This is a genomic window from Massilia antarctica (assembly GCF_015689335.1).
Lineage (GTDB): Bacteria > Pseudomonadota > Gammaproteobacteria > Burkholderiales > Burkholderiaceae_D > Telluria_A > Telluria_A antarctica.
The window spans coordinates 524,731-539,703 of record NZ_CP065053.1 but is presented as its reverse complement, the minus strand read 5'-3'; the positions used below and the strand labels follow the sequence as shown (position 1 = coordinate 539,703).

Sequence of the window (14,973 nt, the reverse complement as noted above, 5' to 3'; positions counted from 1 at the left end):
CCGATTATGCCCGAGAAATGGCCGCCGATATGGCGGCCGTTTTTTATGGCCTTGCGCGCGCGGGCTGATTGGCATGCCATGGCGGCGCTTCACGCCCTTGCGGCAAGGGAAAATCGCCCTGGAGGCGCGCCCTGCGAGAGGGCGCGATGGCGCCCTCCATCGGCCCGCTGCGACGTTGCCGGCAAGCTGCCGGGATTATCCGCGCGAGCGCCCGTTTGAATAGAACCATGTTATTCCCGCCAGTTGTCCGGCGCGTGCCCATACGGTATGGCGATGGGGCGCCGCTGACGGCCGGTCTTTACAAAGATTGCTCAATTCGACAGCAACTGCCAAAGAAAAAGGCAGAAACATGTTCAGTATCAAATTAAATTCACCAAATTTCAGTGAAATATGCGAATTAATCCGTAATTTGTGATGGTGGTCACAACCCGTGGCCCACGATGTGGCAATATACTCCCTGTTCTGCAAAAAAGGGCTCGGGAGAGGTGGTTTTCACCCCCACCGCGCCGCAGAAATTTGGTTATATCTAAGCTCAACTAAAGGATCTATCATGGCCGTAGCAACCGAGTACACAAAAGTAGCACAAGAACTTTACCTCTCCTATTTTGGCCGCCCAGCTGATGCAGACGGTCTGGCAGCAATGACCAAAGCCCTGGCAGATGCTAAGGCTCCTACGGACACGGCAGGCCTGAGCGTTGCTTACAACACCAACAGCACCGTCAAGGCGCTGATGGACAGCTTCGGTACCAGCGCTGAATCCGCAGCCCTGTATCCAGGCTCGACCGCTGAATTCGTCAAAGCCGTCTACGCCAACCTGTTCGGCCGCGCTCCTGATGCAGAAGGCGCAGCTTATTGGACCAAGCAGATCGACACCGGCGTCGTCAGCAAAGGCGCAGCTGCCTACAACATCCTGACCGGCGCAATCGACGCTAAAGGCGCCGATGCAGCTACCGTGAACAAGAAGGTTGTCGTTGCAACCAACTTCACCACCGCCATCGACACCACCGCTGAAGTCGGCGCATACAGCGGCGCTACCGCTGCTGCCGAAGCACGCAAGCTGCTCGTCAACGTGACCGCCACCACCGACGCAGTCGCTTACCAGGGCACCGTCAACGCGGTCCTGGCTAACCTGGTTCTGGGCACCACCCCTGGCTCGACCTTGACCCTGACCTCGCTGAAAGATGCACTGGTCGGCACCGATGCCAACGACGTCTTCGTCGGCCGAATCTTCGACAACCAGAACTCCCTGCAAGGCGGCGACAATATCGCTGGCGGCGGCGGCAACGATACCCTGAACGCCGACGTTGGCAATTCGCAGAAATTTGCTTTCCGCGCAGAAACCACCAGCGTTGAAAACGTCGTTCTGAGCGCACAAACGATCTCGGAAGACCGCACCGACAACAACACCACCGCCACCAGCGAAGTCCAGATCGACGCTGAGCGCATGAATGGTGTTAACCGTTGGGAAGACAGCAACAGCCGCGCCGACCTGCTGATCGAAGATATCCGTATCCTCGACGCACAGATCACCCGCGACATCACCATCGCCATGGTCAGCACCGACCCAGGCAACGTTGACTTCGGCGTGTACTTCGACCAGCACTCCCTGCGCGCAGCTCCGGTTGCCGCCAGCGGCGCAACCCTGCGTCTGCAACTGATGGACACCCGTTCGAGCGATGCCGGCACCGCGCCGCTGCTGAACAACCCGTACAACGGTTTCCAGTTCACCTTCAATGGCGTGGCTGTCCGCGTTGCTTCGGAAGCAATCGATCAAGCACAAACCTACGCTGACCTGCTGGCCGCAATCAAGACCGCTGTCGCCAACACCCCAGCCATCTCGAACTTCGTCGTGACCTTGGGCAGCGGCTTCACCGCAGCTGATACCCTGTCGGGCCGCGTACAGACCGGTAGCGAAATCGTCATCACCAACCCAGGTGCTGGTTCGATCGTTCTGGACAACACCTCCGGCTGGCTGGCTAACGCTCCAGTGCCACCAAGCTCCGGTCTGCACACCGCGATCCTGACCGCACCAGCTTCCACCACCGCATTCAAAATCACCAGCACCGTCATCCTTGACGACGTGGGCCGTGGTTCGAACGGTGGCGATCTGGTCATCGGCGGCCTGTCGGTCGGCGACACCTCGTCCTCGATCGGCGTTGAGCGTTTCGAAGTCACCGTCGAGCGCAACAGCAAGCTGCAGACGATGAACTCGACCGACAACAAGCTGGAAGAAGTTGTCTTCGTCAACGGCGTTACCAAAGGTAACGTCACCGTCATGGGTAACCAGAACTTTGGTGCCAACGTCGGTACCAACGCGTACAACCCAGCCCTGATGCCTAACAACGGCCTGCCAAAAATCCCACAGACCGCCGCTGGCACCCCAGTCGGCACCTTGGTTGACACCGCACTGCCAGGCACCATCAGCGTTAACGGTGGCGTCCAGCATGGCGACATGTATGGTTTCCACGACGTTCGCCTGATCGATGCACAGACCATGGTCGGCAGCTTGAACATGACCGCAGTCATCACCGACCGCGCAGTGACCAAGTACATCACCAAAGTCGACACCCAAGCCAACTCGGCAGCTGACAATGTCGCCTTCAGCTACACCGGCGGTGGCAACAACGACGTCATGACCGTGGACCTGGACGCTGGCGTTGCCGGCAGCCGTAGCCACATCCTGAGCGGCCTGGAAGACTTCACGTTCGCCCTGAACGGCGGCGCTGGTAACGATCAACTGACCCTGCGCGTTGTTCCTGCAGTCGCTGGCAGCGCAGCGCCGACGACCAACTGGCAGAACAACCAGGATCTGAACAACAACATCACGGTCAGCGGCGGCGACGGCAACGACACCATCCGCAAACCAGGTAACGGCGATGTCCGCATCGACGCCGGCGCAGGCGATGATACCGTCTACACGGAAAACACCGGCTCGCTGCCACTGACGATGGAAGCTTACAACAGCACCACCGCACAAGTAGCGACCAACACCACCGCAACCTGGGCGTTCAACACGACCAACCAGACCGCGCTGACCACGTTCGCCGAAGAGCGTTACATCGGCAACGTCCGTGCTGACCAGAACGACAGCTACAACCTGTATGGCACCAAGGTATCGGTGACCTACCGCGGCATCACCAGCGTGGTTACGCTGACTGACACGGTATCGTACAAAACGACCGACCTGCAGATCAACCAGGCTATCAAGAACGCGATCAACACCAACCCAGTGCTGAGCAAGCTGCTGCTGGCTTCGGATTCCGCATCGGGCGCCCTGATCGTCGGTTCGATCACTGACGGCGTGCACGTCGCTGGCGACCTGACCGTGACCCTGACCGCTCCAACCTCGACGGTGGGCGCGCTGTCGGCTGGTGACTTGACCGCTGCTGCTACCGCCTACGGCGTGACCGCTGACGCTACCGGCGCCAATGTGTACGCTGCCATGGCAACTGCCCTGGCCACGTTCAACACCAACGGTGACTATGCTTCGGCATTCGCTACCGCCAATGACGGTGCTCTGGTTAAACAACTGATGACCGGCGCCGATGGCACCGCGATCAGCGACAACATCGTTACCGGCGGCACGGGTAATGACGTTATCGTTCTGGGCACCAACAGCACCGTTGCTGCGATTCCTGCTTCGCCAACCGCTGCTGAATACGCTATCGCGGACAACGACACCGTTGTCTTCGCTCCTGCATTCGGTAACGACACGATCCTGAACTTCGACGCAACCGGCGCTGGCATCGACCACCTGGACTTCACCGCACTGGGCGGTTCGGTCTGGACCGCTGCAACGACGACCGACAAGTCGATCACCGTTGGTGCTCCAGTCGCTACCGCGTCGGCACTGAGCACGACCGCTATCGCTGCGCTGTACGCTGCCGATAACGCCGCTGCACAGACCCACGTGTACGTTGCTGTGAACATGGACAACATCGGTACCGTGTACCAGATCACTGACGGCGTTGGTGCAAACAACGCAACGGTGACCGCTGCAGGCACGATCGATCTGGCTGACAGCGCATGGGCCACCCTGACCCAGGCTAACTTCGTCAACTCGGCTGCCGCCAACTACTTCCTGGTCGAAGGCGCTTCGGCGTTCGTCGCTCCTGTCGTCGTGCCGCCAGTCAGCACCGCTGCTGTTGCGCTGAACAACACCGTTCCAGGCTACAACGCTGGTAACAATGTGAATGTCACGTTCACCGCTGCGAACCAGAACTTCTCTTCGACTGTCAGCAACTTTGCTGCTGGCGACAAGCTGGTCTTCGCACAAGGTTCGGTCATCTCCGTGATCGACACCGTTGTTGGCGACAACACCGTGGTTGTGCAGGGCGTGCTGGGTGGCTTGACTTCCAGCGTCACCGTGCAGACCCAGTCGCCTGCAGTGATTGGCGTTCAGACCGATACGGTTGCTCTGTTCAACACCTTCTTCGGTGCTGGCTCGCTGACCACTTCGGCAAACAACGTTGCAGTCAGCAGCGGTAACACGAGTTTCGATGCAGCATCGTTGGGCTACACGTTCAATGTTGCTACCGGCACCTACACCGCCAACATCGCTAACTTCACCGCTGGCGACGTCCTGGCGTTCGTCAACGGCAGCGCTGTCACCATCAATAACGTCGGCACCGCTGACGGTATCGTTGACATCGTCGCTGTGAACGGTGGCACCACCACCACGATCCACCTGACCGGCGTTGCTGGTGCTGAGGACGTCGCTATCGGCGCCAACCCAGCAGCTACCGTTGCAACCTTCAACACCGCCTTCGGTGCTGGTTCGCTGGTAATCGCTTAAGTCTTATAAGTAGCAAGTCGTCGCAAGCCTCCGGGCTTGCGGCTGCTCGCCACCGGAAAAGCCAGGCTCACGCCTGGCTTTTTTTATGCCCCCGCCGTTCGTGCCGGGGCGCACGTTGCTGTGATGCTGCGTTCAGTTTAATCTTCTCTGGCGTAAAAACGTGCCGTGTGCTAACCTTTCGAACTTGTGATCCACATCACATTTCCAAGCGGATTTTTTTGACATCCTGTCGTCCTGTCCACGTCGACCTGCGCCGACCGGCAATGACGAACGCCCATGCCAGAAGCGGGACGTTGCCGCTTTCCGCGCCGCCTCGTGAATTACTAATGAATTGTGTTGGCCTCTAATGAAAAAACTTCTCGATAAAAAGAACGAAATTGGGCAGGCGCTGCTCATGTTCAAAGGCACCTTCTACACAGTCGGCATCTTCAGTGCGATCACCAATCTGTTGATGCTGGTGCCCTCGCTGTACATGCTGCAGGTCTACGACCGCGTGCTGGCCAGCCAGAATGAAATCACCCTGCTCATGCTGACCTTGCTGATGCTGGGCGCCTACGTGCTCATGAGCGCGCTCGAACTGATGCGCAGCATGATCCTGGTGCGCGTCGGCGCCCGTTTCGACATGAAAATGAACCGCCGCGTGTACACGGCCGCATTCGAGCGCAACCTGAAAAAGGCGGGCGGCAATGCCGGCCAGGCCTTGAGCGACCTGACCAATATTCGCCAGTTCCTGACCGGCAGCGCCCTGTTCGCCTTCTTCGACGCGCCCTGGTTTCCGATCTACCTGCTGGTGATCTTCTTCTTCCAGCCTCTGCTCGGCTGGTTCGCGGTCGGCGGCACCCTGATCCTGGTGATCCTGGCCGTGATCAACGAAAGGGTGTCGCACAAGCCGCTGGCCGAGGCGAGCACCACCGCCATCCTGGCCGGCAACATGGCCACCAACAACCTGCGCAATGCCGAAGTCATCGAAGCGATGGGCATGCTGCCGAACATGCAGGCACGCTGGTACAAGCTGCACTCGAAGTTCCTGCAATTGCAGGCCGAGGCGAGCGGCAAGGCCGGTACCGTCGGCGCTGTCACCAAGTTCTTCCAGGTTTCGCTGCAATCGCTGATCCTGGGCCTGGGCGCGCTGCTGGTCATCGAAGGCAAACTGACCCCCGGCATGATGATCGCCGCCTCGATCCTGGTCGGACGCGCCATGGCGCCGGTACAGCAAGTCATCGCCGTGTGGAAGTCGGTCGCCGGCGCGCGCAGTTCGTACGAGCGCCTCAGTGCCTTGCTCGAAGAAAATGAAGAACGCAAGGAAGGCATGACCCTGCCGAAGCCGACCGGCCACTTGACCATCGATAACATCACCGCCGGTCCTCCGGGCGCCACGATACCGGTCCTCAAGGGCGTCAGTTTCGCGATCCAGGCCGGCGACGTGCTCGGCGTGATCGGGCCTAGCGGCTCCGGCAAGTCGACCTTGGCACGCCTGCTGGTCGGCGTCTGGCCTGCCCTGATCGGCAAGGTGCGTCTGGACGGCGCCGATATCTACCAGTGGAACAAGGATGAACTCGGCCCTTACGTCGGCTACCTGCCGCAGGATATCGAATTGTTTGGCGGCACCGTCAGCGAAAATATCGCCCGTTTCGGCGAAATCGAACCGGAAAAAGTCGTCGAAGCGGCCCAGCGCACCGGCGTGCACGACATGATTTTGAAGATGCCGCAAGGCTACGACACCATGCTCGGCGACGGTGGCGCCGGCCTCTCCGGCGGCCAGAAACAGCGCCTCGGCCTGGCGCGCGCCATGTACGGCGATCCTTCCTTGCTGGTGCTGGACGAACCGAATTCGAACCTGGACGACGTGGGCGAACAAGCCTTGATGATGGCAGTGCATGAGCTGCGCCAGCGCGGCAAGACGATCGTGCTCATCACCCATCGCCCGGCCGCCATCGGCGTCTCGACCAAGCTGCTGGTGTTGCGCGACGGCGCCGTACAAATGTTCGGGCCGACCAACCAGGTATTGCAAGCGATCCAGGAAGCCAATCAGAAGATGGTAGAAGCACAGCAGCGCCAGCAACAAGCGCCAGCGGGCACCCAGCCGGCGGCGGCGGGGCAGCCCCAGGCGGGCCAGCCCCAGGCAGGCCAGCCCCAGGCAGGCCAGCCACAGCTCAACAGCGGCGCTGCGGTAACAACGGAAAAGGAATAAGTCATGAGAGAGCTGAAAAAAACAAGCAACGCCACCGATGTCGTGGTGCGTGACGTGATGCCGCTGAACGGCGCCAGCGTCGACTCGGGCAAGTATGCCCGCATGGGCTGGATCATCGTGCTGGTCGGCTTCGTCGGCTTCATCCTGTGGGCCTCCTTGGCGCCGCTCGACCGCGGCGTGCCCCTGTCCGGCACCGTCGCTACCGAAACCAGCCGCAAGGCCGTGCAGCACTTGGGCGGCGGGATCGTGCAAGACATCCTGGTCAAGGATGGCGACCATGTCAAGGCTGGCCAGGTGCTGGTGCGCATCAATCCGACCGTGGCCCGTTCCGCGATCGAAATGAGCCGCTCCCAATACTTCGGTTCGCTGGCGGCGGAAGCGCGCATGCAGGCCGAGCGTAGCGGCAAGACCGCGATCACCTTCCCCAAGGAATTGCTCGATAGCAAGGACGATCCACGTGCCATCGAAGCCATGGAAGCCCAGAAGCAGCTGATGGCGTCGCGCCAGTCCGGCCTGAGGAGCGAACTGGCCGCGCTGGAAGAAAACGTCACCGGCCTCAAGGCCCAGACCAAGGGTCTGCAGGAATCGCTCGCCGCCAAGAAGAGCCAGGCCGCGATCATCAAGGAGCAGCTCGAGGGCATGCGCGAACTGGCCAAGGATGGCTATGTGCCGCGCTCGCGCCTGCTGGAAATGGAACGCACCCTCATCTCCCTGCAAGGCACCATTTCCGAAGATATCGGCAATATCAGCCGCGCCCAGAACCAGGCGATGGAACTGAACCTGCGCCGTATCGTGCGCACCCAGGAATACCAGAAGGAAGTCAACGCCCAGCTGGCCGAGGTGCAAAAGGAAAGCGGCGCCCTGGCCAGCCGCATCCAGGCCCAGGATTTCGAACTGGCCAATGCCGAAGTCAGGGCGCCGGTCGATGGCGTGGTGGTCGGCTTGCAGATCTTTACCAAGGGCGGCGTGGTCGCGCCAGGCGCGCGCATGATGGATATCGTGCCCAGTTCGGACGCCATGGTGGTCGAGGGCCAGCTGGCCGTCAACCTGATCGACAAGGTGCATGTCGGCCTGCCGGTCGAGTTCATTTTCTCGGCCTTCAATACCAACAAGACGCCGCATATTCCCGGCATCGTGACCCAGGTCTCGGCCGACCGGACGGTCGACGAGCGCACCGGCATGCCGTACTACAAGATCAAGGCCCGGGTCACGCCCGAGGGCGCCAAGCTGATTGCCTCGCACAAGTTGGACATCCAGTCCGGCATGCCGGCCGAGTTGTTCATCAAGACCGGTGAACGCACCATGATGAATTACCTGTTCAAGCCGATTTTTGATCGTGCCAAGACATCGCTGTCGGAGGATTAAGCATGACGTTTCGAATCACCGCCCCGGGCCGCATGAAAGCCATCGCCGCTTGCGCCTTGCTGCTGGCCAGCGCCAGCGCGTCCGCCATCAATCTGCAGCAGGCTTACGAGCAGGCGCTGCAGAACGATCCCACTTACCGTTCGGCTTTCTATGAAAACCAGAGCGGCAAGGAAAACGCGATCCTGGGGCGGGCCGGCCTGCTGCCGAACGTGCAGGCCAACTACAACGCCAGCAAGAACCGGGCCGATATCGAAACCCCGGTCGCGCTGACCCACCCTCAATACATCAGCCGGGTCTCCACCATCCAGCTGCGTCAGACCCTGTTCAATGTGGATGCGTACGCGCGCTACAAGCAGGGCAATGCGCAGGCCCTGCTGAGCGACCAGGTGTTCAGCGTGCGCGGCCAGGAAGTGCTGATCCGCGTCATGAGCGCCTATTTCGACGCCCTGTTCGCGGACGAGCAGGTGGCGCTCAACACCGCCCAGCGCGACGCCTACCTCGAGCAAAGCGCGGTCAACCAGCGCCTGCTCAAGCACGGCGAAGGCACGCGCACCGACGTGCTCGAAGTGCAGGCGCGCCTGGAACTGTCGGAAGCGAACCTGATCGAAGCGATGGATGGCCAGAGGACCACGCGCAATACCCTGGCCGGCATCATCGGCGGCGACCCGGGTACCCTGGTCGGCCTGAACGACACCTTCCGCATGCTGCCGCTCGCGCCAAGCCGCCTGGAAGAGTGGAAAGCCATCGCGCTCAAGGAAAATCCGGAACTCCAGGCCCAGACCACGGCGCTCGAAGTGGCCAAGCAGGAAATCCTGAAAGCGCGCGCCGGCCATGCGCCGCGCCTGGACTTCGTTGCCAGCTACAGCAAGAATTCGTCGGAGACGATCAATACCTATAACCAGGATTCGACCGTGCGTTCGCTCGGCATCCAGCTCAACGTGCCGCTGTACTCGGGCGGCTCGGTCAACGCGACCTCGCGCCAGGCTGTCGCGGGCCTGGAACGCAGCCGCGCCGACCTGCAAGCGAAGACCGACAAGACCTTGATCGAAGTGAGCAAGCAATTCTCCGCGGTCCAGAGCAGTATTGCCAAGGTCAACGCCTTGAACCGTGCGGTGGAGTCGAGCAATCTGCTGATCAAGGCGACCGAGCAGAGCATCAAAGGCGGGGTGCGCATCAATCTCGACTTGCTCAATGCCCAGCAACAGCTGTTTACGGCCAAGCGCGACCTTGCGCAAGCGCGATATAACTATATGATGGCGTCGTTGCGCTTGCGCGCAGCCGCGGGAACCCTGGACGCGAGCGATGTGACCCGCACCGCATCCTACTTCCGCTGATCAACCCCCAGCCGGCGGCCCTATGGCGCCGGCGCTTCTATCACAAGAGGAAACATGAGCACCAACGAACTTGAAATCACCACCGGCGGCATGAGCTACAAAGTGTCGGACCTGAGCCCTGAAGCGCAGCAGCAAGTGACCAACCTGCGTTACGTGGAATCGGAAATCGCGCGCCTGAACGCCCAGCTCGCCATCTGCGAAACCGCACGCGGCACCTACAAGACCGTGCTGAAAGACTTGCTGCCGAAAACCGCGCAATAAGACCCACCGGCCATGCCCGCGGCGCCGTCCTGGCGCTGCGGGCATGGTTGTGATTCCTTCGGTGCATTCATTGATGTAGAATGCGCAACGTTATTTGCGTTGTCACATCAATCGCCGGGCAACCCGGCATGCATGCACTAAAGGACCAGCAGTTGAAACTCATCCCTACCATTTTATGCGGCGGTGCCGGCTCGCGCCTGTGGCCCGTATCGCGCGAACTGCACCCCAAACCGTTCATCCGTCTCGCCGACGGCCACAGCCTGCTGCAAAAAGCCTGGCTGCGCGGCGCCGCCTTGCCCGAGGTGGCCGAGGTGCTCACCGTCACCAACCGCGAACTGTTTTTCAAGACCGAGGATGATTACCGCGCCGTCGCCGCCGGCCGTCAGGACCTGGCCAACAGCTATATCCTGGAACCGTTCGGCCGCAACACCGCGCCCGCGATCGCCGCCGCCGCCCTGCACGTGGCGGCCACCCATGGTCCCGACGCCCTGATGCTGGTGCTGGCCGCCGACCATTTGATTTCCGACCAGGCCGCCTTTGCGGCCGCCGTGGCCCAGGCCATTCCGCTGGCCCAGGCCGGCCGCCTGGTCACCTTCGGCATCGAACCGCATTCGCCCGAGACCGGTTTCGGCTACATCGAGGCGGAGGGCACGAGCGTGTTGCGCTTCGTCGAAAAGCCGAGCCTGGACAAAGCCCGCGAGTACCTGGCCAGCGGCCGCTACCTGTGGAATTCGGGCATGTTTTGCTTCACCGCCGGCAGCATGATCGCCGAGATGGAATTGCACTGCCCGCAGATCCTGGCCGCCACCCGCGCTTGCCTGGCCGCCTCGCGCAGCGCGACCGGCAAGAATTTTACCCAGTGCGAACTGGACGCTGCCGCCTTCGGGCAGGTCGCCGACGATTCGATCGATTACGCGGTGATGGAAAAATCGGCCAGGGTGTCTGTCGTGCCGTGCAATATCGGCTGGAGCGATATCGGTTCCTGGAATGCGCTGGGCGAACTGATCGCGCCTGATGCGGACGGCAACCGCATCGATGGCGAGGTGCGCCTGCACGACGTCAACGATTGCTTCATCCAGAGCGGCGAGCGCCTGGTGGGCGCGGTCGGCGTGTCGAACCTGATCATCGTCGACACCCCGGACGCGCTGCTGGTGGCCGACCGCAGCCGGGTGCAGGACGTCAAGCACCTGTACGCGAGTCTCAAATCCGACGGGCACGACGTGCACAAGCTGCACCGCACCGTGCACCGTCCATGGGGCACCTACACCGTGCTGGAAGACAGTACCCGCTTCAAGATCAAGCGCATCGAAGTCAAGCCGGGCGCCAGCCTGAGCCTGCAGATGCACCACCACCGCAGCGAGCACTGGATCGTGGTCAGCGGCATGGCCAAGGTGGTCAACGGCGAGCGCGAACTGTTCGTCTCCACCAACGAATCGACCTATATTCCGGCCGGCCACAAGCACCGCCTGGAAAATCCGGGCGTGCTCGACCTGGTGATGATTGAAGTGCAGAGCGGCGACTACCTGGGCGAGGACGATATCGTCCGCTTCGAGGATAACTACGGCCGCGTTTGACGGGGCAGGGTGGGCGGGCGCCCACCCTGGTAGGACGCCGCCTTGTTACGCCGCGTCCGCCGGCGTACTGGCGCGCTCCGGATGGCAATGCGGGCAGGATTTTTCGTACACGTACAGCGGCGAGAGCTGGTCGCGCGGCGTGACCACGGCGCGGCAGGCGAAGCATTGCACGGTCGTCACGCTCGCTTCGAGCTGGGGATTGAGCGCGGTGCGGTAATCGAACACGAAGCAGTCGCCCTTGTAGTGGGCGCCGCCGACTTCCTCGAAATACTTGAGGATCCCGCCGTCGAGCTGGTACACGCTCTCGTAACCGATATTTTTCATGTGGATCGCCGCCTTTTCGCAGCGGATACCGCCGGTGCAGAAGGTGACCACGGTCTTGCCTTCGAGCTCTTCGCGGTGCTGCGCCACGACCTCGGGAAACTCGCTGAACTTGTCGATCCGGTAATCGAGCGTGTTTTCGAAGGTGCCGACATCGACCTCGAAGGCATTCCTCGTTTCCATCATCACCACCGGACGGCCCTCGTCGTCGACCCCCTGGTCGAGCCAGCGCTTGAGCGTGGCGGGACGGACGAAGGGTGCGCGGCCTTTTTCCGGCTGGATCAGCGGCATGCGCATGGTGATGATTTCTTTCTTGATCTTCACCAGCATGCGCTTGTGCGACTGTTCCTCGGAATAGCTTTCCTTGACCTCGATATCGGCAAAGCGCGCATCCTGGCGTACCCAGGCCAGATACTCGTCGATGTGCGAGCGCGGGCCGGACAGGAACATATTGATGCCTTCCGGTGTCAGCAGGACCGTCCCCTTGAGCGCCAGGCGCTTGCAGATGTCCTGGTACAGGGGACGCATGTCCTCAATATTGTCGAAGGTGACAAATTTGTAGGCGGCGATATTGACGTGGGCGGCAGCTGCGGCGATGGCGGCATGCGCTTCAGCTTGTAAAGCAGTATTAGCTTGCATGGGAGAAGGATCGGTCGAGGATCGGGAAACGGGAAAGCCGACATTATACGTGCTATCGCTTGCCGGCTTCCAGCACATGCCCAAAAAACAGGCAAGGCGCCGCCATGCCGGTCCAACAAAAGATGCTTTTTCTCAATAAGTTGTTGCCGAGCATTGCCATTTTGGTTACGGTGTTTGACTTAAAATCAATTGCCCTTCTGATCATTCCTGTCAGCTGCGTGCGCATCGAGAGAGTTCCATGTCTGACAGTAAAGAGAGATTTCTTCCAAAACGGCGGAGATTTTGCGCCAGTGCGCTCGGCGTGGCCGCCCTTGGCCCGCTGAGCCTGACCGCATGCGGCGGTGGCGCGGACCGTGCCGCCAGCCCGGAACGCACCAGCGCGAGCGAAGCGAAGCAATCGGCCGCGATTGCCGGCGCCACGAGCCGCTTTGTCCACCCCGGCCTGCTGCACACGGCCGCCGACTTCGAGCGGATGCGCATCAAGGTCGCGCAAGGCGCCGAGCCCTGGGCCAGCGGCTGGCGCGCGCTGCTCGCGAGCGGACGTTCCCAGCTTGGCGTGATGCCGAGTCCGCTGCAAACGGTGATCCGCGGCGGCGACGGCGAAAATTTCCGCCAGATGTATACTGACATCGCCCGCGCCTACCAGCTGGCGCTGCGCTGGAAGGTTTCCGGCGACAAGGCCTACGCCGACCAGGCACTGGCCTTCCTGAACGCCTGGTCGTCCACCATGACCACCCTGACCGGCAATGGCGACCGCTTCCTCGCTGCCGGCATCTATGGCTACCAGTGGGCCAACGCCGCCGAAATCATGCGCACCTACAGCGGCTGGGCGGCGCCCGACCTGGCCCGCTTCCAGACGATGATGCTCACGCTCTTCTATCCGCTGAACCACGAGTTCCTGGCCACCCACAACGGCTCCCATGTCACCCACCACTGGGCCAACTGGGACTTGTGCAGCCTGGCCTCGATGCTGGCCATCGGCGTGCTGTGCGAGCGCGCCGACATCTATGACGAGGCGATGGTTTACTACAAGGCCGGACCGGGCAACGGCGCCAGCAGCCAGGCCGTCTACTACCTGCATCCTGGCCACCTCGGACAATGGCAGGAAAGCGCAAGGGACCAGGGCCATAGCACCCTGGGCATCGGCCTGGCCGGCGTATTCTGCGAAATGGCCTGGAACCAGGGCGACGACATGTATGGCTACGATAACAACCGCTTCCTGGCCGGTGCTGAATATGTCGCCAAATCGAATCTGAAAGATGCCGCGGGCGCCTTCTACAACGTCCCTTTCGCGACCTACCGGAACCTGCGCAACGATGTTCCTGTCTTCGCCAGCGGCGGCCAGGGCCACCGGCGCCCGGTCTGGGAACTGGTGCATCACCATTACGTCAACCGCAAGGGCCTGGCCGCGCCGTATTGCGCCCTGCAGACGCAACAGATCGGGCCGGAAGGCGACGCCGGCAATGGCGACCAGCTCGGTTTCGGCACCCTGACCTTCAGCCGCGATCCGGTCAAGCCGGGTGCCGCGCCGAGCGGATTGAACGCCATCGGGAGCGGCGGCCAGATCGTCCTGTCGTGGTGGGGCAGCGCGGGCGCTGCCAGCTACACGGTCAAGCGCGCCAGCGTGCGCGGCGGCCCGTACACCACGATCCAGAGCGGCATCATCGATCTGCTGAGCTACACCGACAGCGACCTCGCCACCGGCGTCTACTATTACGTCGTGGCAGCCCAGGGCCCGGCCGGCGAGAGCGCCGCCTCGGGCGAAGCGACCGGCTATGCTGGCGTGCATCCGCACACCCGCCTCTCCCTGAACCAGACAACGGGCACCACGGCGACCGACAGCAGCGGCAACGGCCGCAACGCCAGCCTGGTCAACGGACCGGCCTGGGTTGCCGGGCGCAACGGCGCCAGGGCTCTGGCCTTCGACGGCGTCGACGACTACCTCAGCCTGCCGCAGGATGCGCTGGCCGACCTGTCCGATTTCACCATCGGGGCCTGGGTCTACTGGAACGGCGGGCGCAACTGGGCGCGCATATTCGATTTCGGCTCGGGCTCGATGCATTACATGATGCTCTCCCCTTGCGGCGCGGACGGCCTGCCGCGCTTTGCCGTCACCACCAACCACGGGGTCGGCGAACAAGCCGTCGCGGGCACGGTCGCCCTGCCGGCCGGACAATGGGTGCACGTGGCGCTGACCCTGGCCGGCAGCACCGGCACCCTGTATGTCAACGGTGCCGCGGCCGGCAGCAATCCGGACATCCGGCACGCGCCGTTCAGGCTGGGCAGCACCGGCCGCAACTGGATCGGCCGCTCGCAGTACGCAGGCGATCCTTACTTTCATGGTCAGATCGCCGATTTTTGCATCTATCGCGGTGCGCTCGATGCGAGCGGGGTGGCCGCCCTGATGCATGGCCAGCTGGGCAATGCGGGTGCTGGTGAGCCGCAATCGGCCACGGGCGCGCAGCAAGTGAGCACCTACTGCGCGCGCTGAGG

The 14,973-nt window shown here is 62.0% G+C and carries 9 protein-coding genes; 7 read left to right on the top strand and 2 right to left on the bottom strand.

Annotated elements, in window-relative coordinates:
* The first annotated feature begins 550 nt into the window (after positions 1–550).
* From IV454_RS02370 to IV454_RS02345, 6 genes are all read left to right on the top strand, one after another.
* The gene (locus IV454_RS02370) at positions 551–4,795 is read left to right on the top strand and encodes a beta strand repeat-containing protein (RefSeq protein WP_206090036.1); all 4,245 of its coding nucleotides are present in this window, start codon (positions 551–553) and stop codon (positions 4,793–4,795) included.
* A gap of 394 nt (positions 4,796–5,189) precedes the next feature.
* Positions 5,190–6,986, top strand: coding sequence for a type I secretion system permease/ATPase (locus tag IV454_RS02365; protein WP_229522017.1), 1,797 nt, complete (start codon positions 5,190–5,192; stop codon positions 6,984–6,986).
* A 3-nt stretch (positions 6,987–6,989) separates the two neighbouring features.
* Positions 6,990–8,351, top strand: a complete 1,362-nt coding sequence (locus IV454_RS02360; protein ID WP_206090034.1) for an HlyD family type I secretion periplasmic adaptor subunit — start codon at positions 6,990–6,992, stop codon at positions 8,349–8,351.
* Positions 8,352–8,353: 2 nt separating this feature from the next.
* The gene (locus tag IV454_RS02355; protein ID WP_206090033.1) at positions 8,354–9,685 is read left to right on the top strand and encodes a TolC family outer membrane protein; all 1,332 of its coding nucleotides are present in this window, start codon (positions 8,354–8,356) and stop codon (positions 9,683–9,685) included.
* Positions 9,686–9,739: 54 nt separating this feature from the next.
* Positions 9,740–9,946: a DUF6447 family protein gene (locus tag IV454_RS02350; RefSeq protein WP_206090032.1), complete on the top strand. Its 207-nt coding sequence runs from the start codon at positions 9,740–9,742 to the stop codon at positions 9,944–9,946.
* A gap of 152 nt (positions 9,947–10,098) precedes the next feature.
* Positions 10,099–11,520, top strand: a complete 1,422-nt coding sequence (locus IV454_RS02345) for a mannose-1-phosphate guanylyltransferase/mannose-6-phosphate isomerase (RefSeq protein WP_206090031.1) — start codon at positions 10,099–10,101, stop codon at positions 11,518–11,520.
* Between the two features lie 45 nt (positions 11,521–11,565).
* On the opposite strand, the gene IV454_RS02340 is transcribed toward IV454_RS02345, so the two are convergent.
* Positions 11,566–12,480: a sulfurtransferase gene (locus tag IV454_RS02340; RefSeq protein ID WP_206090030.1), complete on the bottom strand. Its 915-nt coding sequence runs from the start codon at positions 12,478–12,480 to the stop codon at positions 11,566–11,568.
* A gap of 52 nt (positions 12,481–12,532) precedes the next feature.
* Complete coding sequence (locus IV454_RS02335; protein WP_206090029.1) at positions 12,533–12,706, bottom strand: hypothetical protein; 174 nt, start codon at positions 12,704–12,706, stop codon at positions 12,533–12,535.
* A 75-nt stretch (positions 12,707–12,781) separates the two neighbouring features.
* Here IV454_RS02335 and IV454_RS02330 point away from each other — a divergent pair, with 75 nt between their 5' ends.
* Positions 12,782–14,971 carry a LamG-like jellyroll fold domain-containing protein gene (locus tag IV454_RS02330; protein ID WP_229522015.1) on the top strand — a complete coding sequence of 730 codons (2,190 nt, stop codon included), beginning with the start codon at positions 12,782–12,784 and terminating at the stop codon, positions 14,969–14,971.
* The last annotated feature ends 2 nt before the right edge of the window (positions 14,972–14,973 follow it).